Origin of the sequence: Priestia megaterium NBRC 15308 = ATCC 14581, assembly GCF_000832985.1 — a bacterium.
GTDB lineage: Bacteria > Bacillota > Bacilli > Bacillales > Bacillaceae_H > Priestia > Priestia megaterium.
Window position 1 is genome coordinate 4,777,572 of the sequence record NZ_CP009920.1, and the last position, 25,923, is coordinate 4,803,494.

General features: G+C 38.0%; 25 protein-coding genes and 2 riboswitches. Of the genes, 6 read left to right on the forward strand and 19 right to left on the reverse strand.

All coding sequences use genetic code 11. The features are described from left to right. Positions 1-11 precede the first annotated feature (11 nt). Positions 12-1,292, forward strand: a complete 1,281-nt coding sequence (locus BG04_RS24495) for an Nramp family divalent metal transporter (RefSeq protein ID WP_013057219.1) — start codon at positions 12-14, stop codon at positions 1,290-1,292. A 93-nt stretch (positions 1,293-1,385) separates the two neighbouring features. Here BG04_RS24495 and BG04_RS31500 read toward each other — a convergent pair whose 3' ends face one another. Continuing rightward, positions 1,386-1,643, reverse strand: coding sequence for a hypothetical protein (locus BG04_RS31500; RefSeq protein WP_230586552.1), 258 nt, complete (start codon positions 1,641-1,643; stop codon positions 1,386-1,388). 595 nt (positions 1,644-2,238) lie between these two features. Then, entirely contained in the window at positions 2,239-3,027 is a 789-nt protein-coding gene (locus tag BG04_RS24510) for an HAD family hydrolase (protein ID WP_034651672.1), read from the reverse strand. 194 nt (positions 3,028-3,221) lie between these two features. On the opposite strand from BG04_RS24510, the gene BG04_RS24515 reads away from it, so the two are divergent. After that, positions 3,222-3,674, forward strand: coding sequence for a MarR family winged helix-turn-helix transcriptional regulator (locus BG04_RS24515; protein WP_016764295.1), 453 nt, complete (start codon positions 3,222-3,224; stop codon positions 3,672-3,674). A 36-nt stretch (positions 3,675-3,710) separates the two neighbouring features. Here BG04_RS24515 and BG04_RS24520 read toward each other — a convergent pair whose 3' ends face one another. Then, positions 3,711-4,145: a hypothetical protein gene (locus tag BG04_RS24520; RefSeq protein WP_013083346.1), complete on the reverse strand. Its 435-nt coding sequence runs from the start codon at positions 4,143-4,145 to the stop codon at positions 3,711-3,713. A 141-nt stretch (positions 4,146-4,286) separates the two neighbouring features. Continuing rightward, a complete protein-coding gene (locus tag BG04_RS24525) occupies positions 4,287-5,369 on the reverse strand; it encodes a tyrosine-type recombinase/integrase (RefSeq protein WP_034651669.1) in 1,083 nt (360 codons plus the stop codon). 334 nt (positions 5,370-5,703) lie between these two features. On the opposite strand from BG04_RS24525, the gene BG04_RS31505 reads away from it, so the two are divergent. Then, positions 5,704-6,033, forward strand: coding sequence for a DUF3231 family protein (locus tag BG04_RS31505; RefSeq protein ID WP_230586551.1), 330 nt, complete (start codon positions 5,704-5,706; stop codon positions 6,031-6,033). Positions 6,034-6,213: 180 nt separating this feature from the next. Further along, complete coding sequence (locus tag BG04_RS31510; protein WP_230586550.1) at positions 6,214-6,549, forward strand: DUF3231 family protein; 336 nt, start codon at positions 6,214-6,216, stop codon at positions 6,547-6,549. 53 nt (positions 6,550-6,602) lie between these two features. Here BG04_RS31510 and BG04_RS24535 read toward each other — a convergent pair whose 3' ends face one another. From BG04_RS24535 to thiT, 7 genes are all read right to left on the reverse strand, one after another. Continuing rightward, positions 6,603-7,796, reverse strand: a complete 1,194-nt coding sequence (locus BG04_RS24535; protein ID WP_034651666.1) for a TcaA NTF2-like domain-containing protein — start codon at positions 7,794-7,796, stop codon at positions 6,603-6,605. Positions 7,797-7,843: 47 nt separating this feature from the next. Continuing rightward, the gene (locus BG04_RS24540; protein ID WP_013083349.1) at positions 7,844-8,776 is read right to left on the reverse strand and encodes a TcaA NTF2-like domain-containing protein; all 933 of its coding nucleotides are present in this window, start codon (positions 8,774-8,776) and stop codon (positions 7,844-7,846) included. Positions 8,777-8,916: 140 nt separating this feature from the next. Then, the gene (gene eat, locus BG04_RS24545) at positions 8,917-10,266 is read right to left on the reverse strand and encodes an ethanolamine permease (protein ID WP_034651664.1); all 1,350 of its coding nucleotides are present in this window, start codon (positions 10,264-10,266) and stop codon (positions 8,917-8,919) included. A 21-nt stretch (positions 10,267-10,287) separates the two neighbouring features. Continuing rightward, positions 10,288-11,001, reverse strand: a complete 714-nt coding sequence (gene eutC, locus BG04_RS24550) for an ethanolamine ammonia-lyase subunit EutC (RefSeq protein ID WP_013083350.1) — start codon at positions 10,999-11,001, stop codon at positions 10,288-10,290. Positions 11,002-11,015: 14 nt separating this feature from the next. Further along, positions 11,016-12,386 (reverse strand): ethanolamine ammonia-lyase subunit EutB, encoded by a 1,371-nt coding sequence (locus tag BG04_RS24555; RefSeq protein ID WP_034651661.1) that lies wholly within the window; start codon positions 12,384-12,386, stop codon positions 11,016-11,018. 26 nt (positions 12,387-12,412) lie between these two features. Beyond that, entirely contained in the window at positions 12,413-13,831 is a 1,419-nt protein-coding gene (locus BG04_RS24560; RefSeq protein ID WP_034651658.1) for an ethanolamine ammonia-lyase reactivating factor EutA, read from the reverse strand. A 156-nt stretch (positions 13,832-13,987) separates the two neighbouring features. After that, complete coding sequence (thiT, locus tag BG04_RS24565; protein ID WP_080743108.1) at positions 13,988-14,596, reverse strand: energy-coupled thiamine transporter ThiT; 609 nt, start codon at positions 14,594-14,596, stop codon at positions 13,988-13,990. Positions 14,597-14,628: 32 nt separating this feature from the next. Next, positions 14,629-14,729: riboswitch (TPP riboswitch) on the reverse strand. Positions 14,730-14,903: 174 nt separating this feature from the next. Next, positions 14,904-15,088, forward strand: a riboswitch (Lysine riboswitch). A 102-nt stretch (positions 15,089-15,190) separates the two neighbouring features. On the opposite strand from thiT, the gene BG04_RS24570 reads away from it, so the two are divergent. Then, on the forward strand, positions 15,191-16,630 hold the full coding sequence (locus BG04_RS24570; RefSeq protein ID WP_051975592.1) for an amino acid permease: 1,440 nt from the start codon (positions 15,191-15,193) through the stop codon (positions 16,628-16,630). Between the two features lie 36 nt (positions 16,631-16,666). On the opposite strand, the gene BG04_RS24575 is transcribed toward BG04_RS24570, so the two are convergent. The 5 genes from BG04_RS24575 to BG04_RS24595 form a co-directional block, all read right to left on the reverse strand. After that, a complete protein-coding gene (locus tag BG04_RS24575) occupies positions 16,667-17,035 on the reverse strand; it encodes a hypothetical protein (RefSeq protein ID WP_034651656.1) in 369 nt (122 codons plus the stop codon). A gap of 103 nt (positions 17,036-17,138) precedes the next feature. Continuing rightward, entirely contained in the window at positions 17,139-17,630 is a 492-nt protein-coding gene (locus BG04_RS24580; protein WP_016764305.1) for a GNAT family N-acetyltransferase, read from the reverse strand. Between the two features lie 90 nt (positions 17,631-17,720). Continuing rightward, positions 17,721-18,308 (reverse strand): cysteine hydrolase family protein, encoded by a 588-nt coding sequence (locus BG04_RS24585; RefSeq protein WP_016764306.1) that lies wholly within the window; start codon positions 18,306-18,308, stop codon positions 17,721-17,723. 21 nt (positions 18,309-18,329) lie between these two features. Next, entirely contained in the window at positions 18,330-18,638 is a 309-nt protein-coding gene (locus tag BG04_RS24590; RefSeq protein ID WP_034651653.1) for a cupin domain-containing protein, read from the reverse strand. Beyond that, positions 18,613-19,380, reverse strand: coding sequence for a YqcI/YcgG family protein (locus BG04_RS24595; RefSeq protein ID WP_016764308.1), 768 nt, complete (start codon positions 19,378-19,380; stop codon positions 18,613-18,615). Before BG04_RS24595 ends, BG04_RS24590 begins: the two co-directional genes overlap by 26 nt. 152 nt (positions 19,381-19,532) lie before the next feature. Here BG04_RS24595 and BG04_RS24600 point away from each other — a divergent pair, with 152 nt between their 5' ends. Beyond that, positions 19,533-20,174 (forward strand): LysE family transporter, encoded by a 642-nt coding sequence (locus BG04_RS24600; RefSeq protein ID WP_016764309.1) that lies wholly within the window; start codon positions 19,533-19,535, stop codon positions 20,172-20,174. On the opposite strand, the gene BG04_RS24605 is transcribed toward BG04_RS24600, so the two are convergent. From BG04_RS24605 to parE, 3 genes are all read right to left on the reverse strand, one after another. Further along, complete coding sequence (locus tag BG04_RS24605) at positions 20,160-20,981, reverse strand: alpha/beta fold hydrolase (RefSeq protein WP_016764310.1); 822 nt, start codon at positions 20,979-20,981, stop codon at positions 20,160-20,162. The genes BG04_RS24600 and BG04_RS24605 overlap by 15 nt on opposite strands. Before the next feature lie 210 nt (positions 20,982-21,191). After that, positions 21,192-23,618: a DNA topoisomerase IV subunit A gene (gene parC / locus BG04_RS24610; RefSeq protein WP_013083362.1), complete on the reverse strand. Its 2,427-nt coding sequence runs from the start codon at positions 23,616-23,618 to the stop codon at positions 21,192-21,194. Beyond that, the gene (parE, locus tag BG04_RS24615) at positions 23,615-25,591 is read right to left on the reverse strand and encodes a DNA topoisomerase IV subunit B (RefSeq protein ID WP_013083363.1); all 1,977 of its coding nucleotides are present in this window, start codon (positions 25,589-25,591) and stop codon (positions 23,615-23,617) included. Before parE ends, parC begins: the two co-directional genes overlap by 4 nt. Positions 25,592-25,923 lie beyond the last annotated feature (332 nt).

Below are 25,923 nucleotides of genomic sequence, written 5' to 3' on the forward strand. Positions count from 1 at the left end.
GAGCACTAGACATGAAAGATCAAAACGGCAGTAAAGCATTATCGGCTATGCAGCTAAGTGCTCAAGACGTATTGTCGGGTAAAACAAAAGGAATTAAGCGATTATTGCCTTTCTTAGGGCCTGCTTTTATCGCAGCGGTTGCTTATATCGACCCAGGTAATTTTGCTACTAACATTGCAGCAGGCTCTCAATACGGATACATGCTGCTTTGGGTTGTATTAATTTCTAACTTAATGGCTGTCTTAATTCAATCGTTATCAGCTAAATTAGGGATTGCAACGGGCTTGAATTTACCCGAGATAGCACAGGAACACTTCCCGTCCTTCGTTTCTTTTGGACTTTGGATCCAAGGAGAATTGGTCATTATGGCGACGGATTTAGCAGAATTTATTGGGGCTGCTCTTGGAATTTATTTATTATTTCATATTCCTTTGTTCCCAGCTGCACTTATCGCAGCGGTAGGTTCTTTTGCTATTTTAGAGTTACAAAGACGAGGTGTTCGACTGCTAGAAGCAGCGATTGCGGCGATGGTTTTTATTGTGGTATTAGCTTTTGGGACTCAAATGTTTCTTGCGCATCCAGACGGCGCAAGTGTTGTCCACGGCTTATTTGTTCCTCAGTTTCACGGAACAGACAGCGTGCTGCTAGCTTCTGGGATTTTAGGTGCTACAGTTATGCCACACGCGATTTATTTGCACTCAGCTCTTACGCAGCGCCGCGTGGTAGGAACTACAGAATCGGAGAAAAAAGCGATTTTCCGCTTTGAATTTATTGATATTGTGATTGCTATGATTATCGCTGGTGCAATTAATGCAAGCATGCTGATTGTCGCAGCCGCTCTATTCTTTAAAAACGGACTAAACGTGCAAGATTTGGACGTGGCTTTTACACAATTTGAACATTTAATTGGTCCCTTTGCAGCTATTGCGTTCGGAGTTGGATTATTATCTTCAGGACTTTCAAGTTCTTCGGTCGGAACAATGTCTGGAGATGTCATCATGCAAGGATTTATTAAACGCAGAATTCCTTTATATCTTCGCCGGTTCATTACAATTATTCCGCCGCTTTTGATTATCGGGTTTGGCGTAAATCCAACAAGTGCACTAGTTGTCAGTCAAGTTATTTTATCGTTCGGAATTGCATTTGCGCTTGTTCCTCTTATCATGTTTACAAGCAACAAAAAAATCATGGGCGGGTTGGTTAATCATAAAGCAACAACTACTGTAGCTTGGGTGATAGCTGCATTAGTCATTTGTTTAAATATCTTTTTGATTTATCAAACGATAGCATAGTAAATAAATCAAACTTTCAAGAAAAAACAAAAAAGAGACCCTAAAAAGTTAGGTATAGTCTAACAATCGGGTCTCTTTTTTGTTATTTTTTTATTAAACGATAGTAAAAATGAAGTAGACGAGAGTTCCAATAATGGCCGACAGTACTAAGCAACCCAGTGGATATAAATAAGAGTAGTTTTTTTTACGGATTGAAAGAATACGATCAACAATAAAAATAAGAATGACGCCTATCATTCCGAATTCAAACATTAACAACCCAAAAATGGCGTGGAATATGAATGACATGATAAAATCAATTTTTTTACTACGGTCTTTTACAAACGCACTGACTAATAAATCAACGATCACCGTGCCTAAAGTCCCCATTATTAAAAAGAAGGGTGTAAAAAATAAAAGGTATAAAGGAAATAAATCAACGAAATGCGGACTGGTTTTTTTAATAGAAAAATTGGGAATTGACTCTTTTATACCTGGTATAAAACAAAAAAGCAAAGCGAAAAGAACCATAGCTATAATAGCCGCTGATAGCTTTCTATTTAAATGCATGTTTATTTTTTTATTACTAAATTCAGTAGTTGTTTTTGTATTATTATGATTCATATGTCTTTAACGTGATGTACGCACCTTTTCCTTTCTCATAACTTTTTTATTTATATTTTGTGTCTATCTTTTGTTACCAGCAGTTACAATGATACACGTTCTTTTTGAACTTGACTACACTAACGCGCTTTATGTCTATTCTCTTTTTCTTTTTGTGTCTATCGTTTGCTCTTTCTATGAGAAACAAGATAGTTTTATAAAAAACGTCTTCTTTTTCTATAAAACAAAGGACAGGCGTTTTTTTCTGTATGTAATTAATAATCTTGTTTGGCTTCTTCAAACTTAAACACATCCGCTCTATAACAAAAAGAGACGATTTCCGCCTCTTTTTTGTTTGTTCGTATTATGAATTTAGTTCATCTAAAATTGAATGCAGTTCACTTAAATGGGTAATTTCATAAGTAGGAATAACTTCATTTCGCTCTTTATCGTGACGATTAATCCATACAGATTTCATTCCAACGCGAGAAGAACCCAGTATATCTGTCATTAAATTATCTCCAACCATAATCACTTCATCTTTCTTTAAATCCATAAGTGATAAAGCATGGTCGAAAATAGACGGATCAGGTTTACCGCGGCCAAATGCACCTGAAATCACAATCTCATCAAAATATGGAACTAGTTCTGATGTAATATCCAATTTGGTATTTTGTAAGTCAGGTGAACCGTTTGTTAACAGCAGCAGCTTGTACTTTCCTTTTAATTGATCAAGCACTTCAAACGTTTCTTCGTATACAAAAGGTGTTTTGCGGCGCTCTAACGGAAAACGCTCAGCTAGCTCTGCTCCAAAAGCATCATCGTGAATTCCTAGGGCACGAAGACCTCGAGTCCAAGCTTCTTTGCGATAAGTAGGAACAATATCTTTCATTTTGCGGAATTCATCATGATCGTCTAAAAAATTTCCCCATAATCCTTCAAATGGATTAATGCCAATCATTTGCGTAAACTCATAGGTTTCATACGAAGCATATAATTCTCTTGCTTCCTTACGCACCGCTTCTTCTAGTTTTTCAGGTTTTAAATTATATTTCTCACTTGCATATGTACATGTTGCAACGAATGCTTCTTTTACGCTTTTTTGATCCCAAAGTAGCGTGTCATCTAAGTCGAAAAATACCGCTTTAATCATGGATGTGTGTACCCCCTACTGTTTTTGAAAAAGTTTAACTATTCTTACACTAGATTACAAGGATACACACAATAAGTCTAGTGTATTTGCAATTTATTCTGTAAATTTATTTTTATAAAGCGTCCTCTTTACAAACAAATTTACAGAAATAAAAACAGCTGATATAATCACTGTATATATGCAGGAGGTTTTATATGGAATCGTTAGAAGAAATGTTCGGCATTCCCACCGTTCGTACAAGTAAGCGCTTAAGCAGAGTAGTTGCCGCACGCTTGCGCCCTTTTGGGATTACACCAGAACAGTGGACCGTTTTAAAACGCGTATCAGAAGCTGAATATAGTACACAGAAGCAATTAGCTGAGCGAGCAGATAAAGATCAAGCGACGCTGACTAAAATTTTAGATTTACTAGAAAAACAAAATTGGATTCAGCGTGTTAGAAACCCAGAAGATCGCCGCTCGTTTTTTATTCAAATAACAGAAGACGGCCTGCGTTTAAAAACAGAAGTGACGCCTGCTGTAGAACAGGTATTTTCCGAATTAACATCTCAGCTAAACGAGCAGCAGGTAAAGATTTATACCGACACTTTACAAAAACTTGAATACCGCGCCGAACAATTGCTTCAAGACGCAGAAGACCTGCGTTAAATACCCAAAACCCCACAGCTAACATTCTGCGGGGTTTTAAACGTAGTTGGCGATGCATAGCACTTCTTTGATTTTTGAAATCACTTGTTTGGTTTCATCTGTTAAAGAGGTAAATTTAAACGCGATGGATTCTGCATTTGGATTAATGAAGGGTTCTTTGTTCGTGTCTTTGCGGTAGTCTTCAATTTGTTCTAAACAATATTTTAAAATAAACGACAAGTTCGCACGTCGAAATCTCAAACTGACGGTAGAAGGCCATCTTTTTTGAAACTGATTGCTTCCCTCATACTGAATCGCTCCGATGTAGCGTTCTCCGGATAAAAAAGATTCTTTGCTTCGATATAGCTGAACGGTTTGGGCTGTTCCGCTCCAGTCAATATAAATTCCTGCTGTTTCACAAACTTCGTATATGTAATGAAAAAGCTCCGTTACTTCTCCGAAATGGTAGTGAAGCGGATGTTTAGCCGTCATAGGTAGCTCCCTCCTTTATCGACTTTCTACCATTATATTGTAGGAAAAGTAACTTATTCATTTATACAACTTATTTCATACGCATAAGCAGTAAAAATGAAAATATATGTTTTTTAGTTTACATAAAAATATTATAAGTAATTAGCGATAACCCGATTTTCGAAACGCGTCGTATACCGTATCTTCTTGAAGTTTTTCAAGATAAACGTTCGTTGTAGCAATAGAAGAATGCCCTACTACTTGCTTCACAACCGCAAGCGGAACGTCATTAGCTAAACTGTTTGTAATAAAGGTATGACGAAACCAATGAGGAGAAATAGACGCGTTTCCTTTTACTTTATAAACAGCTGATTTAATCGTTCGATACAACGTTGTATAGGATAATCGCTTCTTTTCGCCGGTACGATAGTACTCTTTAATGGAGTAAAAAAGCGGGTCGGTGTCAAAAGGACTTAGTTCAGTGCTTTCATTTAACGCTTGCCGGTAAGTGAAAAGCGTTTCTTTCACATCATCAAACACAGGAATCGTTCGTTCTTTTTTTCCTTTACCAATCACATCTACAACCAAATTTCCGCGGCGGTCTTCGCGGAAGCTTCCCCAATTTAAACTCAGCAGTTCACTTGAACGCATTCCACTCATATACAAAAGCATTCCCATTAAGCGATTGCGCGCTTTGAATTCCTTTTCATGCTGACGAATGCGCACGACTGATTCTAACGCATTTACAATCACCTGGGCTTCCAGGTCGGTTAGCTCTCGGTACTCGGTGCGATTTTGTTTTTCCTTGTCGCTGTAATGTCCTTTTGCAATAGATGGTTTTTCAATCCACGTCGTATACAGCGAAGGATAAAAATGAGTAACGTGTCCAAACTCTAGCATTCTTCTAAAAAATTCTAGCTTTCTTGCAGCGGTGCGATTGGCATATTGATTCATCATTTCTTCATTAAATAATTTGACTTCCATAAATCCAATCGATTTTAATGTAATCTCTCGTTCGTAGAAAAAAGACAGAATCGTTTTCATGTCTTGATTGTAAGATCTGATCGTATGAGGAGAAAGTGATTTTTTGATAATCCGCATTGAAAAAAAGAGCTGAATAAACTCTTCATCTGAAACGTGCTTCAAATTCAAATTGTTATCTTCATCTAATAGCTCTGCCTCTTCCCACTGCTCTTTTAGCTGGCGAAACGAATTTTTCACAGGCGACAATTCAAATTCTTCCATTTTACCCCTCCTAATGATTAAAAACAAAGGTATCCCTTTCAAATGATCCAGAATGGAATATAAAGATTTTTTATCAATTCGCAACAAATGCCATTAAAAGTTTTTAAAAACCTCTCAAAACTCAATTTAAAAAGCCTGTTTTTAAAGACTTTAATAAAAAAACCATTATATGTAAACTAAATTCTATTTTCTGCTTATTTCTCTACTTTATCATATGAACGCTTGATAAGGAAGAGTTATCTTGCGTTAGTTAATTAAAGGATTTTGAGTGTTTTAGACAGCAATGTTTTAGGGACACTAGTAGGAGTTTAAGTAATAATTGGAGGTGCCGAATTTGGATAATCAGAAAAATAGATTGACGTCATCAGAAATTACAAGTTTATGGGCACAATACATCCAAGACACCATGTCTGTTTGTATTAGTAAATATGTGTTAGCAAAGGTTAAAGATTCTGAGGTTTATTCTCTTTTTGAATTTACTTTAGAACTGGCTGAAAAACATTTGCACGTGCTTAGAGATATTTTTAAAGCTGAAAAATTAGATTTACCGATTGGCTTTACTGATAAAGGTGTAAATCTAGATGCTCCTCCTTTGTTTACGGACACCTTTTGGTTAGTATATATACACGAAATGACCATGCATGGATTAGCTGGATATACGTGACCATTATTATCAATGCAATATTGATGCGATGGACCTTTATAATAAATCTATTGAAATTCTTATATGGAAGCTGGAAATATTTATTTTAACTTAAAAAAGAGTATCGCAGCTAAAACGCTTGTGAATGGCTTCAAACAAGTAACGAAAGATAAAGATATCCATAGCTTTATGGAGTAATGTTTGCGCACAGCCATTAAGAATATAAACATTTTTTCTTCCTTACTTCAACAAGAAAACCTGCAGTCTCCACGCTTGATGGATGCTGAAATTACAAATTCTGACGTAGCCCCTTTTTCTGATAAACTAATGGTATTTCATGCAGGATTTTTGTTTCATTTAGCTACTACATATTATGCTGCAGCTATGATAACTAGTATGAGAATAGACATAGCCGGACATTGTGATGCTTCTATTTTAAGGAATTTAAAAACCATCTCTTCCTTTGGGCGAATAATGATCAAAAAGGGATGGATCGAAAAACTGCCAAGAGCAGATGATCGGAAAGAATTATCTTGATATCCTGCGAACTTATCTATAAATAAAAAACATCACGCTCTGCGTGATGTTTTTTAAAGTGATTCAATTTTAGTCAGGTGCAGCTGTTTATTGCTGTAGGAAACGGTATAGGTTCGATAATACTCTTTTTCCTGACTTTGACCGTTCGTTGTAATTGAAATGACTTCTTTCGTTTGAATTGTATAGACCGCTTCGTTCTCTTCTTCACTCACAGATTCCACGTCTAATACCGAATAATCAACGAGTTCTTCTCGAATGTCTCTTTCGTACAGCATTTTCACAAGCTGCTTTTGATCATTCCACAAAACACTATCCCGCTGGATATAAGGCTGTACGTGTTCAAATTTATTCGTGTTAATGGACTTTGTTAAATCTCGTAAATAATGTTCAATGAAAATATCCGCTGTTTCTTGGTCAACTTTTTGGATGTTTTTTAAATTAAAATCTTTTTCTTCCGCCTCTTCTTTTTCTTTTTCACCTTCTTTAAAATCGTCGATTCGCTGAGAACTATTTTTGCTGATGGCATACGTTTTATTATTCTCTTTGAAAACGAAGATTTCTTCCTTTTCGCCTTTTTCATTTGTGCGGGTAGATTCACCTTGATACGAAATATCACTAGAAGGATTAATTGACTTTACGTATTTGATATATTCATCGGCCGTAATGTTGAGGTATTTTTGATGATAGGTAACTTCATCCCATTCGTTTAATTTCCAGTGCTTATTAACGTATTTAAAATTCATGTAAATGGTCAGTCCGCCGCTTCCTTCTTTACTAATTGGCTCAATAGCCGAGACCGAAAATTGTCCAGCGTGATTGTTAATAAGTTCAAATCGAATAAGATGAGTTACATCAGGAAAAAAGCTCATATTGCATTCTTTGCAGTAATAATTAGTAGAAATACTTTTTAGCTTTGTTGCAATTAAAGATGAAGTTGCGTATGGCGTTAACGCTTTTTTTAGCGTTTCATAATCAGCAGGGTTAGATTCATTTTCCCATTCGTACTCTTCGCCTAATTCTTTATAGGTACTTGAAATTTTGTTCATCGTCTCAACCGCAGTTTTTTCTGCTTTTTTTTCTGATACAAGATCAGGCGGAAGAGATGGCTTAGCTTGATCTTTTGGGATCACTTCATCTGAGGAAGGTTCGGTTGGTTTGGATAACTTAACTGTTTCTTTTTCTTCACAGGCCGTCAAAACCATTAGCAGCAGTAGAACGAATGCAATCGTCCATTTTTTTTTATGCATAAGGTGTCCTCCTCAATGCCGAATTTAGTCTGTTTTTAAAATGATCTTTAATTCTCAAACGTATCGAGCACGTAATCACCGCTTGGAATTCCCCACTTTGCCTTTTTATTTTGATCTGTTTTAGCAAGTAATGAAATGGAATTTTCTTTGAGCGTAATGACAATGGTTCCTTTATTTCCTTGTCCATCATTTTCATATTCAATGGCTGCTTGGTTATTTTCGAAGCGAATATTTTTTTGTTCAACGGTTGACACGCGGATTTTGCTAGGTGGCTGGTACGAATTTATTTTAATCGTTGCTTCCGAGTTTGATGTAGCAAGAAATTGAATGATAGGAGATCCGTTATCATTGCCAGTGGTCCATTTTCCATCGTAGTCGTGTAAATCTGTTGTTTGTGTAGTGGGAGTTTCAGTGCTTGCATTTGGTTTAGATGAAAAGTCAAATGGTTCTACACTCGATAACTTTAACGTATCGTTTTGATAAACGGCTGTATAAAGGCGGTCACAAATTTTAGTATAAGGATCTTTACCCGGCTGTTTTAATAAGCTTTCCTCGTGGGTTTGTATTTTGAACACATGGTTAGGTTCTTCATACCAATTGACAATATGAAACGTTTGCTTCTTCTGCTCGATGCCTTGGCGTGTGAAATTTTCAACAAGAAGGTTTTGCTCTTTATAAAAAGAACTGTCCGCTTTCAAAAAAGCTTTTAAATCATCAAAAGAGTTTTGATCCACTGCTTTTCCAAACGCTGAAAAGTAATCAGTCATCCAGGCTGTAATAAATTTCCCGCTCATTGCTTCTTTATTTAAATCAATCGATTGAATGCTTTCTACCTGTGTTTTTGGTTCGTTTAGTACTTTTTTTGCATCTTTTTCTACTATCATTGTATTTCCGTCTTTTAATGTTTCTTCTTGCTGACAGGCTGATAACAGAATAGATGAAACAACCGTGATAATGATTGTATTACGTTTGTTCATCATAATTGCCCCTTCTTTATCTAATATAAATGTATGTATATTCTTCCAACAAACAGACCTAGTATATCATTCTACAAAAAAACGCTCAACCCTTTAATTTCACAAGAAAAACGGCTTGCCTTTACAGCGAGCCGTTTTCCCTCCTATTTAATGGATGCTTCTTGATATGAATTGGCTGCTTCTTTTTTGAGCTGTCTAGAGCCATAAAAGACATAGTAAATAATTGAAAGAAGGAAAATTCCAAGAATCACATAAATTAAAGGTAGAGAAACGCCAAACAGCATTAAATTTGTTGTAAGAACACTGTATTTTATGATGCTGTACAAGCACAGAATCCCTAATACTAAGGCAATGCTTGGCACGACTGGGTAGTTCACTTTAAAAGGACGGGATAGGTTAGGTTCTTTTTTGCGTAAAATAAAAAGAGAAACTAAACTGATGCAGTACATCATCATTGCTCCGAACACGGATAAGATAATAAGTGCATTGGCAAACGTTGCAGATCCTGCACAAATCACGCCGATTGCTCCCGGAATCAACAAACCGCCGACAGGAACTCCTTTTTTATTCGTTTTAGCAAGAAATTTAGGGAAGTAACCATCTCGTGCAAGCGCATAGGTTTGTCTTGAAAATCCCATGATGATTCCATTTAAGCTAGCAATCAAGCCGAATAGCCCGATAATAGCAACAACGGTTGAAATGCCGTTTCCGTATACAGAAGACAGCGCCTGTGGAAGTGGATAATCAGCTAGCTTCCCGCTTCCTCCGCCAAGTCCTGCTGTTACAAATAGTGTAAACAACGTTGCGGTTGCTAGAGTAATAATCGCTCCAATAAATCCTTTAGGAATGTTTTTCTTAGGATTTTCCACTTCTTCCGCTGCCATTGCTCCGCCTTCTATTGCCAGATAAAACCAAACAGCGAATGGAATAGCTGCTAGTATCCCTGTTGGCCCGTTAATAAATGAATGATCATTAAAAATATTTGATGTTTGTACATGAGGCAAACCAGCTACATAAAAAATAGATAAACCAATTAGTGCAACAATGGTAGCTGTAAGCTCAATCACCGCTACTTCTTTTACCCCGATTAAATTTAATAAAACAAAGAAAATAAAGGCACCTACCGTTGCGTATACAGGGTTAACGGCTGGAATGAGAAAATGCAGGTATGCTCCTGTTGATACGGCAATAGCAGGAGGAGCAAAAATAAATTCAAGCAAGCAGGCAATTCCTGCGATATATCCCCCAAAAGGTCCAAGTGCTCTTCTTGCATAGGCTGAAGGTCCACCAGCTTGCGGGATAGATGTTGAAAGCTCTGCATAACTGAACATAAACGTTGTGTAAAACAAAGTTACAATTAAGGTTGCAATTGCAAGCCCAATAATCCCGCCTTGTTCAAACCCGTAATTCCACCCAAAGTATTGTCCTGAAATAACCATGCCCACTGAAATAGCCCATAAATGAATAGGTTTTAATTGTTTTTGTAACGCCATACGTTCTCCTCCTTTTGATGTTTAGACAATAAGATGTACACCGCTTGTTTGCTGCTTAATCATTTTGTCAATCATGGTACCGATATGTGCGGCTGCCTCAATAGGAGGCGTCCCTCTTTTATGAATATTAGAAATGACCATACGATCAGACTCTTTTTTGCCTTTACTGGGTTCATAGCACATGTAAGCACTCATTGATTCAGCACTGACCAGTCCAGGTCGCTCTCCAATCAATAGCACAAGTGCTTTTGGCTTTATGATCTCGCCAATTTCATCCATACACGCAACCCGTCCCCCTTTTACAAAAAATGAAGTCCCGATATGAAGTCCATATGATTGCAGGGAGTCAATTAAAGCTGGATACACGTCGCTTATGTTTTCTTCGATTGCCTTGGCACTCAGTCCATCTGAGACTACTACTTGTACATCAGGCTGCCGCACGCAGTTTTTAAAAATTTCTTTCTTAGCGTTATCTGCTAATAACCTTCCTTGATCCGGCCGTTTTAAATAATGTTCTTTTGACTCCACGCGTGTATTCACAGAGAAAAGGTTAAACTCGGCTAAAATATCTTCTGCAACTACTCCATATACAGAGTCTACGGCTGCAGCATGATCCGTGCGAAAAGATAAAACGTCTTTTGTTAGCGGCCTTGTTCCTGTACGGCCGACACCTATGCGGGCAGGGGTAAATTGTTTAAGTGTTTCAAGCGGATCGCGATTTGACTTTGGTATCATAGTAAGCACCTTCCTTAAATCAAATTCATAAAAATAGTTGGGTCTCCGGCTCTAGATGTAAAGCGCCCGTTGTCCATAATACGCTGATCTTCAAGCCACTTTTGAAATAACGGCGTTGGGGTACGCCCTAACACATTACGTACCGTTGCAATGTCATGATAACTAAGAGACTGGTAGTTTAGCATGCAGTCATCAGCCATGGGCACTCCTATGACAAAGTTCACTCCAGCTGTTCCCAGAAGCATACTTAAATTATCCATATCATTTTGATCAGCATCCATGTGGTTGGTGTAACACACGTCTACTCCCATAGGCAGGCCGTGCATTTTACCCATGAAATGATCTTCTAACCCAGCTCGTAGAACTTGTTTGCTGTTATATAAATATTCAGGTCCAATAAATCCAACAACCGTATTAACTAAGAAAGGTTTATAGTGACGGGCTAAGCCGTAGCATCTAGCTTCAAGCGTTACTTGATCAATATTATTGTGAGCTTCCGCTGACAGTTCAGAACCTTGTCCTGTTTCAAAATACCAGCGGTTTGGACCGTTTGCCGTTCCTTTTTCATGAATTAGCGCTGTCGCTTCATCAAGCATAGACAGTGAAATTCCAAATGAATCATTACCGGCTTCTGTTCCTGCTAAACTTTGAAAAATCAAGTCGGCGGATGCTCCTTTTTCAATTGCTCTCATCTGACTCGTCACATGTGATAACACACAGTTTTGAGTAGGGATTGCCCATTCATTGATTATATTTTTTGTTTCATTTAAAAGTGCGTAAATATTATCTGTTGTATCAATAACAGGGTTAATTCCGATAACCGCATCTCCAATTCCATAGCTTAACGCTTCGTATAAAGATGCTCTCATTCCCTTTAAGTTATCTGAAGGATGATTAGGCTGAGCTCTAGAAGCCAATACTCCTTTTTGGCCGATAGTCGTTTGACAAGTAGTTTGCACTTCTATCTTGGCAGCTCCTTGAATTAAATCTAAATTGGACATAATTTTAGTAGCTGCCGCAATCATTTCGCTGCTTAATCCTTTGCTAAGTCCAAGAAGGTCTTCTCCGCTATGCTGATCGGATAAAATGTATTCTCTTAAATCCCCTACTGTCCATTTTTTGATCATATCGTAAACAGATGAATCAATCTGACTTTCAATTAATGCCGAGACGTTGTCTTCATCTGCGCTGAGCAGCGGGTAGTTTCTGATATCAGCAAGTGTGATATCAGCTAGGACTTGCTTTGCTGCCATTCGTTCTTTCATTGACTCAGCGCTAACTCCTGCTAACTGATCTCCAGAACGCTCTTCGTTTGCTTTGGCCATGATTTCTTTTAAGCTATAAAATGAAAATGTTTCTCCTAATAATCGTGTAGTTTTAAACATCGTTTCCTCCTTGTATATTTAGTAGATTACGATGAAAAAGCGAGCGTTTTAACGGAAACGGAGATCGCTTCTCCAGCTACTGGTAACCCTAGATCGATGTAATCTCCGTGCGTAAAATCAATTTGATCTAAACAAATAATTTCTAACTCTTTCCTCTGTTTAGCTAGTGCTTGTCCTAAAGCTTTTGCAATATCTTGTTCGCATAGAACAACGAGGCACTTAGCTCCCTTAAAACAAGCAATAAATTCAGCGCTTATTATTTTTGCTAATTCTTGAAGCATCTTATAGCTGCAGTAAGGAAAATGAGATAAAGCAATAGCAACGGGAGGATCTTCTGCACTGAAAATAGTTGAAGCCTGCATACATGACGCTCGAGCTCTTTCTTGAAACAGCTGCTGATTCCACGTCTCCTCTTGCTGAACGGGTATCTCTATAATCGGAATATTTTTCAGCGGCAGCCGCTTCGACCCAATATATACGGTTGATCCGCTAACCTCTGTATTTTGCATACCAGCACCAATTACAGTAGCGCGCGTTGTCTCAGCGGCTTGAGATACTTGGATGGATTGAAAATGATATGCTAGAAGCGGACCAACGTCTCCATGTATGGCCACTTCTTCCACTGTTTTTGGCTTTTGCTTCTCCATCATTGCTCCTACTCCTCCTGAAACCATGATCGTTTCGGGGTGTATAGAAGATCTTGTATGAGGAGAAACGAGAAGCGTGGAATTTTGATTCAGCGCTTTTACATAATTCACGGTTTCTTCAGCTAGTAATTGACAGATAGACGAGAGCTTTTCAAATGTTGCTTTTTCACCTTCTCGCAGTATTAAAGAATTATTTTTTAAAAATTCAGTTAAATAAGATGAGATGTAGGTTACAAAACCGTCTGAATTCAGCCGAATTAATCTTCCTCCTACATGCAGTGTAAACGTTTCTATCACTTTTCCATTTTGACATAAAGCGATGTTAGCAGTGCCTCCTCCTACATCAATATTGGCAATTACTGCATTTGTTTCAGCGGAACGTTGGATTGCTCCTGATCCTTTTGCTGCTAACATTCCTTCCAAGTCAGCGCCGGCTGTTGCAACAACAAAATCCCCAGCATGTTCGGCTAGATAGTGAAGGATACTTTCTGCATTTTGCTTTCTAGCCGTTTCTCCTGTAATGATCACAGCACCTGCCTCCACTTGATCTAAGGAGATTCCTGCATTCTTATACTCTTGTTCTAGTAGTACCGTTAATCTTTGAACATCGATTTCAACCTCGTTTAGCATAGGGGTGGTATAGATAGAACTTGCATACGTTACGCGACGATCAATAATTTGACAGCCTGGCAGCGTAAACTGATTTTGTTGATTTGCTATTAACAGCTTGCTTACAATCAGCTTTGTTGTGCTTGTTCCGATATCTAAACCTATGCTCGTTATCCATTTCTGTAGCATGCTATCAATCCCTTATCTCGTTTGAATATGGTGATTATCATAAAACAGTTTTTTGAATATTTCACTAACTATGTTATCAAACCTGACACACTTTTGTGTAAACAAAGGTGACAAATGACAAAAAAGACTAAATCTTGGTAGATTTAGTCTTTTTGCTTATGATGAGTGTGATTTAGTTACAATCATTCTTGATGCGGATGGAATTAACAGTGAAAGGATAACTAGACATGATAGCAACGACCCAATCATCGAAATCCCGTTCATCGAGAAAGAATACCATAGGACAGGCATTCCTTTTGGTGCAGCAAATCCCCAAAATATTAAGCCTGCAATGAAATGGCAAAAATAACGAGCGAAACTTCCTATAATTAAAGATAAAATAATAAAAAAGAAAGCTTTTGATCTTTGATTATTAGCTAAGTATCCTTTAATAGAACTAGAGAAAATCCCGCCAAATCCAATAAAGGTAACAGCGATAACATACTCTATAAAAGCTTGCAATGGGGTTAAAATATATGCATTTCCTAAAGCTAATTGCAATATTCCCCATAAAAATCCGGATAAAGCTCCTCCTTTGACTCCCCATCGAAAGCACATAATAAAAATAGGAACCATAGAGAACGAAATGCTTACGCCTATTGCAATTTTTATAGAAGGTAAAAGATCAATTAAAAAAGCCAATGCTGCAAAAATAGCTATTTCAATTTTAGCCTGTAAAGGTAATGCTTTATTCACGTTTCTCACTCCTGTTTTTGAATCATTCATATCAAACGGTTTACACAGGAGTAAGCAAATATATGCTACTATTCCCACATTCCTGCGCTAGCGTTAACTAACAGGTTCGAAGGGTCTGAACAATTTGTTCACTCTCAGCACGGCGGCTCCCCCTGTGGTACGTTCGGATATTTATGTAGTATTATGACAACATTCATTATACCATATGTAACAAAATAGATTCGAGAGATTTCAAAGATGTTTCTATTTTCTGAATCTATTTTTTATAATGACAATCGTTTTAGTATTTGGTATACTTCTTTTATGTCAATTGAATATAAAAAACCCTCATCCTAATCGATGAGGTAGAGGTCGCAGTTTTTAATAGTAAAGTAACGGAAATGCAGAGAACATTGAGGATGTTGCTTGAAAGGAAAAATTGCCGAAGTTTAGATCACTTCTCGGTTGATTTAAGCTGGGGCTGTCTCCGAACAGGAACAGAACTGTCACATCATGCGAGTGATGTGAAGAGCTATCTTCACGGAAGGTTGACGCGGTTTTCAGATTTAAAAGCGCGCACATATACTGCGGGCTTTTTTTATGTTATCCCGTCTCTTTCCGTACATTCGAAAGGAGTATTTATCTATGCAAGAGCAACAAGAATTAAAACGTGGGTTGAAATCTCGCCACTTAACGATGATTTCATTAGGAGGAGCCATCGGAACCGGCTTATTCCTAGCAAGTGGTGGAGCAATTCACACAGCAGGACCTGGGGGAGCGCTTTTAGCTTACGCTATCATTGGCGTCATGGTTTACTTTTTGATGACCAGCCTAGCGGAGCTCGCAGCTTATATGCCTGAAGCTGGTTCGTTTAGTACGTATGCATCTCGTTTTGTAGATCCATCCTTTGGTTTCGCTCTCGGATGGAACTATTGGTACAACTGGGCTATTACAATTGCAGCTGAATTATCCGCTGGAGCCCTTATTATGAAATTTTGGTTCCCAAACTCTTCTTCTATTTTATGGAGTGCCCTGTTTTTATTAATTATGTTTGGGCTTAACTACCTTTCTGTAAAAGGATTTGGTGAATCTGAATTTTGGTTTTCGTTAATTAAAGTAGTAACGGTTATCATCTTTTTAGTTATTGGCATTATGATGATTTTTGGTATCTTTAACAATGAAGCACCAGGGTTTAAAAACTTCACGCTTGATGATGGACCCATTCACGGTGGATTCTTTACTGTCTTAGGTATTTTTATGGCTGCTGGTTTTTCATTTCAAGGAACAGAGTTGCTTGGAGTCGCAGCTGGAGAAAGTGAAGATCCGGAAAAAACGGTTCCTCGCGCAGTTAAACAAGTCTTCTGGCGCATCTTGTTATTTTATATTTTAGCTATTTTTGTTATTGGGATGCTTATTCCATACACAGCCGATTCATTAGCAAGTGATGATGTGCGAGTAAGTCCATTTACTTTAATATTCGAACGAGCAGGTCTGGCGTTTGCAGCATCAGCTATCAATGCCGTTATTTTAACAGCCGTTTTATCTGCTGGTAACTCAGGTATGTATGCTTCTACGCGTATGCTGTGGAACTTAGCGAAAGATGGAAAAGCACCAAGGTTCTTAGCAAAAGTAAATAAACGAGGCGTTCCGGTGAATGCTTTAATTGCAACGGCACTTGTCGGTACACTTGCATTTGGTGCTTCATTTTTTGGAGACGGTGCGGTATACACGTGGTTACTTAACGCTTCTGGTATGTCTGGTTTTATTGCTTGGTTAGGAATTGCCATCAGCCACTATCGTTTTAGAAGAGCATTTGTTGCCCAAGGTCATGATTTGAGTGAACTTCCATATCATGCAAAACTTTTCCCTTTTGGTCCTATCTTTGCCTTTATTTTATGTGCTGTTGTTATTTTAGGTCAAAACTATTCGGCGTTTATGGGTGATTCGATTGACTGGTACGGTGTACTTGTTTCTTATATCGGACTTCCTTTATTCTTAATTGTTTGGTTAGGATACAAATGGACGAAAAAGTCAAAACTTATTCCGTTAAAAGAATGCCAAGTAACAGTGAAAAAATACGAATAAAAAAAGCTCTCTATTCTTTTGAATAGAGAGCTTTTTTTATATGATCTGATCAGCAAAATGAAGAGATATATAGGCGGGCTGATTTTTCATAACAAGCATATAACCTTTGAGGGGACGATTACAGTAATCAGCAGCTTCTATATAATAAATACGCTGAACTAACCTGCTTAAATGGGTTACAAAAGATGGAAATTGATGAGTAGGAATGTTTTGGATGTAGTCTATGATTTCTTGCTTAGTTTGAAGGCCCGAATGGGTACATTCTAACAGATGAAAAAGCGGATCTGCTGCTATAGTAGATAGTTCAGAATTGTGTTTGATTCTATTCAGCTGGATATGCAGTTCTTTTTTGGACCATCTTTTTGGAATAGCTCTTATATGCTGATATTGAAAATGTGTATTCATGATAGCTAACACCTTTCGTATTAAAATAATAAAATGACTTATTATTTTAATAACCTTTACACATTAAACTAAAACGTTACAATGTGTAAAGGTGTCATACATCTTATAAAATAAGCTGATAAAAAAGCACATCTTGCCACTGATCGAATTTCCAGCCTACTTCTTTAAATTCTCCGCAAAATGTAAAATTAAATTGCTTATGCATTTTGACACTGATATCATTCCCTTTTGTAATTCCTGAAATGACAACGTGATGGTTGAGTTCTTTAGCCAATTCCAAAATCCGCTTCATAAGCTGTTTTCCAATGCCATGCCCCTGTTGATTTTTATCAATATAAATCGATAGCTCTACCGTTTGAATATACGCTTCTTTATCTCGATAAGAAGAAAGCGAAGCATAGCCCGCTACTACCCCGTCTCTTTCCGCAACAATAAGCGGAAAGAGTTCATTGCTAATATGATTATCAAACCAGCTCCTTCTTTGCTCTACTGTTACAGGCGTTAAATCAAAAGTAGCGGCACTTGCTTGAACAGACTGGTTATAAATTTCAACAAGCATAGGTAAATCTTCTTCTTTAGCATAACGAATGATCATATGTACAAACTCCTTATAGTATAGAATTATCTTTATTTTACTTCTTTTAAGAAACATAATCTACATAAAAAACCGATGTGCGCATGCACATCAGTTATGATTTTGAGCATATTGAAAGGTTTGAAGAACTTGAAGTGTCTCTTTTGTAGAAACGACCGTTGCAAACTCCCCATGTAAAGAAGACAATGCGAATGTATGTACATCTTCTGCAGGAAGCCTTGTTTTTCCATCGTAGGACATACCATCAAAGCAAGCTGTTGCATCGTTTACAATGTACGTCCTGTACCCTAGATTTCCAGCCATGCGGGCAGTCGTAGAGACGCAGTGATTAGTAGTTAGTCCTATTAAGATAAGCGTATCATAGCCATTTGCTTTTAAATAACTGTCTAGCTCTGTTCCAATGAAGCAGCTGTTCACGTGTTTGCGAATTAAGTATTCGTCTTCTTGTGGACCAAACCCTTCTTTGAACTGAAATCCCTTCGAACTTGGGTGTAAAGGAGAATCTGGATTTTCCGATGCATGCTGTACGTGAATGACAGGATAATTTTGGCGCCTCCATGCTTGCAGTAGCGTCAGCATATGTTTTTCTGCATCTAGGTTGTTTCTTTCCCCCCACTGTGGTGAATAAAACCCTTCTTGTACATCGATAAGCAGCAGAACTGGCCGGGAACGTAGCATAAGCATCATCTTCTTTCGTCTTTATTTTAAAATGGAAATAACGTATGTGCACCCATCAGGACCGGCTTTTGAGGAATGAACCGTTTGTTTCGGTAAATGTATTCGATCTCCTGCCTGACATAGAACCGTATCATGTTCAACTGTAAAGTAAATAGATCCTTCAAGTATATGAAGAATTTCATCAGTTGGATGGGTATGAGATGGGTGCGTTTGAAAAGCAATATCGTGCTGTACTTCAACGTATCCGGTATACGCCGGAAGCAGCTCTTTAATTACTTCTTCAAACTTTCCGCCAACTCCTTTTTTAATAGAGGCTTTTTTTACGTCCATGCTGTTCACTCCTTTTTAATTTAAACGGACACTGTCCGGTAGTATAGTTGTTATCATCATGTAAAAAATATTGCTTCCACTCTCGGTTTTCCTGCTGTCCATACCATCCTAACTCAGGGTGAGCAGATACGTCATCATATGTTTTTAACCGATCGCGGACCACCTTTTGGATGTGCCGCCCTATTTTTGAATCTCCTGTCATACCTTCAAACACCCACCGAGGTTGAAATGTAATCATAAATCCTCTGCTCTTACGGCTTTTACGTAAAGAATGAGCAGGCGTATTACAGACGACAAAAATAGGTTCTCCGTGAAAGCAAAATTCCCATAATGGATCTTTTGGATCTTTTGGAATGTCCTGCGGCCATTTCTTCTGATCAATTTGATGAAGAAACGTCAGCGTATCCCAAAACATCGTTTCGTACTCTTCCATTGATCGTTCTTTATGTTCAGGCTTAAAGAATAACACAAAGGATGTATAGCGACCTATGGTCTTGAACGTATCTATGTATTCTCTAAGTGCCAACGCTACATTTCTAATATCTTGGTAGTTATAAGGAGTAGTCACAAATGAAAACCGCAGTAAATCTTTTTTAAAGCCTTCTACCCCTAATATACAAGGAAATGGATTTTCTTCTGACAATATATCGCTTCGGAAATATTGAAAAGCATCTTTTCCCCAAAATGGGACATGCGTTGACTCTAAAATCTCATTGGCTCGAAAAAGCATTTTTGATGCCATTAAAATCCTCCTTATGGAACTCAACGTTACATGTGTATTAAAGAAAAGAAAGTTTATGAGCATTTTTAACTAAATGCCGATTCTAAATTATAAAACTCTAATCTATATATATATAAGCTACTATTGGACAAGTTAGAAAGGAGGCTGTGTTTGTGGAGTGGTTTTTGATTGCTATAAAACAAATAATTCTAGGTATTAGTCTCGCAGCACCGGTAGGTCCAATTAATATAGAGATGATTAAAAAAGGGCTGACAAAAGGATTTTGGGCTTCTTGGCTAGTTGGTTTGGGAGGCATGACGGCCGATATTTTATTTATGCTCCTCATTTTAATAGGGTTAACGCCTTTTGTTCAGATGCATGCTGTTACTGTTTTCCTTTATGCAACTGGTTTTGTCATGCTTACGTTTGTTGGCTTTCAAAGTATGAAACAAGCTGTTTCTCGTTCCTTTTCAATAGATGTAAATAAACCCTCTATTAAAAGAGATAAGTCGTTTTTTACAGGTTTCTTCATTGCTCTTATGAACCCTTTAAATATTGTATTTTGGTTTGGTGTATTTGGGTCAAGCTTAAGCGAAAGCCTCCAAAGTCAAACGTGGCTATCAGTCTTTTTTCATAGTTTCTTTATTATCTTTGGAATCCTTCTTTGGAATTTAAATATTGCCAGCAGCATTCATTTCACAAGAAAATTTATCACGCCTAAACTTCTTCGCTTCATTACGTTAGGTGCAGGTTTTTTACTTTTTTTATTTGGCTGCCAATTCGGTTTTAAATGTATATCCTTACTTATAGGCTGAGCTTTGAGCGATGAGTTCAATAAGAGTGTCATTTACTTTCTCACGTTCATCATAAAAAAGACCGTGTCCACTATTTTCAAATGGAAGAAGTGTAGAAAATGAAATATGACGATTCATAACTTTTGCAAGATCAAATGGACAAATTTGATCTTTTTTCCCGTGTAATATATATGTCTCAGCAAAAATTTGGCTCAAATCTTCCCGTAAGTCTTCGTCTCGTAAAGACACCGCAGTTTTAATTGTTCCATGACCGGATGCCTCTAAACCTAAATCTTGAAACCACCCTTTAAAAGCTGAGCTGGTAGGCTGATTAAAAAACTTTTTGCCAAACTCTTCAAGCATGTTAGGGCGATCTCTATACGTATTTTGAATAATTGTATTTACTTCTTCAGAAGGAAGTCCATATGGAAAATCAGTTTTTTGAATAAAGCTTGGAGCCGCTGCTCCTAATAAAATTAACTTCTTCACGCCATATCCTAAATGTCTGCTCATATATCGAATGGCAATGGCTCCCCCCATAGAAAAGCCTACGAGCGTATAATTTTTCAGCTCCAGTCTTTCTACTAACATGCGAATATCATCTGCTAATTGATTATAAGAATAGCCGGTGAAAGGCGCATCTGACTTTCCGAATCCGCGAAGATCAGGAGCGATACATCGAATACCGCAGGCCGGCAACGTTGTAAATTGGTATTCGTACATTTTAGCGTTAACAGGCCACCCGTGAAGGAAAAGAACGGGTTCCCCTTTTCCAATATCCCGTACAAAAAGTTTAGTCTTAGGAGTTACGTGAATAAAATAGTTCATCTATAACACCTCCTAGATGTTCTTATATATATATGTTTAGGACAATTGGAACATTCAAAAGTTTCTTATAAGCTTGTGTAGGAGGTGCATGATGTTTATTTGGGATAAGGAGTAGGGAAATGTTTCTTATTGTTTATTTAGAACATAGTTTAATTTAAAAATATTGAACAAAAAAAGTAGTAAAGCGTTAAAAACTTTACTACTTTTTTGTTATTTTTCTTCCAGCCACACATCAACTAAATTGCCGGCTTCGCTTTGGTCCAATACGAATGAACCGTTGCTGTATCGGTCGCTAGCTCGCATTGTAGATGGATCAACCTGCTCGATTTGACCTTTAGATGATTCTACTATCATGTAATGTTCTTTAGAGATTGCTTTTACTTTTGCAATTTGATGCGGATTAGATTTTAGTTCTCGGACCATCACTAGCCCTCGTTTTGCTCGTGCTGATTCTTCAAACTCAGTAATTTTTGTCTTTTTCACAGCTCCTCGTTGCGTGGCGATAAATAATTCAGTTGATAGAGCTTCATCTTCATCGAAGATAACGCCGCTTACAACATAATCATCGTCTTTTAAGTTAATTCCTTTCACACCAGAAGCGCGAGTCCCTACAATATTAATTTCTTCTTCCCGGAAACGCAGTCCGTAGCCAGAGCGAGTGGCAATAAACACTTGTTTTTTACCATCGGTTTGATATACATCGATTACTTCATCATCGCCTTTTAAATTAACGGCGACAAGAGCTTTAGAGTAGCGCTGTGCTTTATATTGAAGTAATTCTGATTTTTTGACCATACCGTTTTTTGTAAAGAAAAGCAAATACTGGTTTTCTTTAAATTCTTTCACCGGTATCGCCCGTACAATTTGCTCTTCTTTATCAATTGGAACAATGTTCATGATATGCTGCCCCATGTCTTTCCACCTGATATCAGGAAGTTCGTGCACTGGCATATATAAATAATTCCCTTTGTTTGTGAAGATGAGTAGCGTTTCAGTTGTATTAATTTCATACTTCGCTAAAATTCGGTCCGTATCTTTCATACCGAAGTCTTGCCCGTTAGACGCGGCGTAAGAACGAAGGCTTGTTCGTTTTACGTATCCGTCTTTTGTGACTGTCACCATCACTTCTTCAGATGGAACCATCACTTCTAGATTAATCTTAATTTCTTCGATTTCCGCTTCAATTTTTGAGCGGCGTTCTGTACTGTATTGCTTCTTTACACGGCGTAATTCTTTTTTGATTACATTAAAAAGTTTTTTCTCGCTATGTAAGATTTCTTCTAACTCGTTAATTTTAGCACCTAGCTCTTCAGCTTCCGCTTGTAGAGCTGTGATGTCCGTGTTTGTCAAACGGTATAATTGAAGCGATACAATCGCCTCTGCTTGAGGTTCTGTAAATTCATATTTGGCAATTAAATTATTCTTAGCGTCGCGCTTATCTTTAGAAGCTCTAATCGTCGCAATAACTTCATCTAAAATCGACAGTGCCTTAATCAATCCCGCTACAATATGTTCACGTTCACGTGCTTTTTGCAGTTCGTATTTAGAACGATTTGTTACCACTTCTCTTTGATGATCAATATAAGCATCAAGAATGTTGGCCAAGCTCATAAGCTTTGGTCGCTTTTTAGCAATAGCAACCATGTTAAAATTATAAGGTACTTGCAGATCCGTATTTTTATAAAGATAGTGAAGTACTCCTTGAGCATTTGCATCTTTTTTTAATTCTACTACGATGCGCAGACCGGTACGATCCGTTTCATCGCGAACTTCAGCAATGCCTTCCACTTTTTTATCTAAACGAAGCTCATCCATTTTCTTAACAAGGTTGGCTTTGTTTACTTCAAACGGAATTTCCGTAATGACAATTTGCTGTTTTCCGCCGCGAATGGACTCCACTTCCGTTTTTCCGCGAATAATAATTTTCCCTTTACCTGTCTCGTAGGCTTTCTTAATTCCGTCTACCCCTTGAATGATTCCTCCCGTAGGAAAATCAGGACCTTGAATAGCCGTCATCAACTCTTCAATTGTACACGTTGGTTTATCAATTCGCATGATCGTTGCGTCAATTACTTCACCTAAATGATGAGGAGGAAGTTCTGTAGCATAACCAGCTGAAATACCCGTGGATCCATTCACTAGCAAATTAGGAAACATAGCCGGTAACACAGTTGGTTCGCTACTTGTATCATCGAAGTTAGACACAAACTCAACCGTTTGTTTGTCAATATCTCGTAGAAGTTCTGCAGCAATCGATGAAAGGCGAGCTTCTGTATAACGCATTGCTGCTGGGGGATCTCCATCAATACTTCCGTTGTTTCCATGCATTTCGATTAATACATTTCTAACTTTCCATTCTTGACTCATTCGAACCATGGCCTCATATACAGATGAATCACCATGAGGGTGATAGTTACCAATTACGTTCCCTACAGTTTTGGCTGACTTGCGAAAGCCTTTTTCTGCTGTATTTCCATCTACGTGCATTGCATATAAAATACGGCGCTGAACGGGTTTTAACCCGTCTCTTGCATCCGGAAGTGCACGCTCTTGAATAATATATTTACTGTATCGACCAAAACGGTCGCCTAGTACATCCTCAAGAGGTAAATCTAAAAAGCGTTCTGTTTGTGTCATTGTACGTCCTCCTCTGCGACCGTTAATACATTTTCATTATCTAAAATATTTGGATCTTCTTCTAATCCAAACGCTACGTTGCTTTCAATCCATTTTCTGCGAGGTTCTACTTTATCGCCCATCAAAGTGGTTACACGACGATCAGCGCGAGCAGCATCATCAATACGAACACGAATCAGCGTACGCGTCTCTGGGTTCATTGTTGTTTCCCAAAGCTGATCTGCGTTCATTTCACCGAGACCTTTATAGCGTTGAATCATATACCCTCTTCCTACCTTATCGATAGCACCCTGCAATTCTTCGTCACTCCATGAATATTCAACCACTTCTTTTTTACCTGACCCTTTACTTACTTTGTAGAGCGGTGGAAGAGCAATAAATACTTTTCCTGCTTCCACAAGCGGTTTCATATAGCGGTAGAAAAACGTTAGCAGAAGCACTTGAATATGAGCGCCATCCGTATCCGCATCGGTCATGATAACTATTTTATCGTAGTTAATATCATCGATGGTGAAATCTGCTCCTACTCCTCCGCCTATCGCGTGAATGATCGTACTAATTTCTTCGTTTTTAAAAATATCTTGAAGCTTAGCTTTTTCGGTATTGATAACCTTCCCTCGCAGTGGCAGCACGGCTTGAAAGCGGCGATCCCTTCCTTGTTTTGCTGAACCTCCAGCGGAATCCCCTTCGACTAAGTACAGTTCGTTTCGCTGAGGATTTCTTGATTGCGCAGGCGTTAACTTTCCGCTTAGAACGGTTTCTTGACGCTTTCGTTTCTTCCCGTTTCTTGCGTCTTCTCTCGCCTTTCGTGCTGCTTCACGCGCTTGAGCAGCTTTGATTGCTTTTTTTACAAGAAGAGAGCTTACGTCCGGGTTTTCTTCTAAGAAATAGGCAAGTTTTTCAGAAATAACTGCATCTACAGACGAACGAGCTTCACTTGTACCTAACTTTCCTTTTGTTTGACCTTCAAACTGAAGCAACTCTTCAGGTATTCTAACGGAAACGATGGCTCCTAAGCCTTCTCGTATATCCGTTCCTTCTAAGTTTTTGTCTTTTTCTTTTAGCAGGCTTACTTTACGAGCATATTCATTAAATGCACGCGTCATAGCGCTTTTTGCACCGGACTCATGCGTTCCACCATCTTTGGTACGAACATTATTAACAAATGATAAAATGGTTTCAGAATAACCATCATTAAATTGAAAGGCAAATTCAACTTCAATATTATGATGAATCCCTTCAAAAAAGACGACTGGATGAAGTGAATCTTTTTCTTCATTTAAATATGAAACGAAGGCTTGAATACCTGTTTCATAATAAAAGATATCGTGACGATCATGTCTTTTATCGATTAACTCTATTTTGAATCCTTTTAACAGGAAAGCCGATTCGCGGAGCCGTTCACACAGCGTATCATAATTATACACAGTTGTTGAAAAGATCGTGGCATCCGGTTTGAAATGAATCGTTGTTCCCGTTTTTTTCGTTTTCCCTATTTTTTCTAGCGTCGTAACTGGCTTTCCTCCATTTTCAAAACGCTGTTCATAAATAAATCCATCTCGATGAATGGTTACGGTCAACCATTCAGACAGCGCATTTACAACAGATGCACCTACTCCGTGTAAGCCTCCGCTTGTTTTATATCCACCCTGTCCGAATTTACCTCCTGCATGCAAGATGGTTAAAATAACTTCAGGCGTTGGTTTTCCTAGTTTATGCATGCCCGTTGGCATACCTCGACCTTTATCTTGTACAGAAATTGAATTATCTTTGTGAATGGTTACAATAATTTCTTCTCCGTAGCCTGCTAGAGCTTCATCGACAGAGTTGTCGACGATTTCATATACTAAATGATGCAGACCTCGTGTATCCGTACTTCCAATATACATACCAGGACGTTTACGAACGGCATCTAATCCTTCTAGTACTTGAATTGCATCTTCATTATAATTAAATTGTTGTTTCCGAGCCATTCATACTACCCCTTTCATCACAACGAACATTACTACATTATGTATGAAACACAAACGTTTGCGCTTCGTGTCTAAGAATAAATGATCATGTATCCTATCTTTTAATTTTATAGTGTTCGCATCAACAGAACGTATGTTTCTATTTTTGCGTACTTACAAGATTTTAGCACAAATTTCCGTATTATAAAAGCAATATCTTGTGTATTCATGGATTATAAGCATTATAAAGCTAGCTGTCTAACGTCTATTGTAGCGGAAACGCTCTTACTATTTCAACGCATGGTGAAACCCATGCAAGCAGTGTGCATGGGTTGGTTGTTCTGCTTATAGAT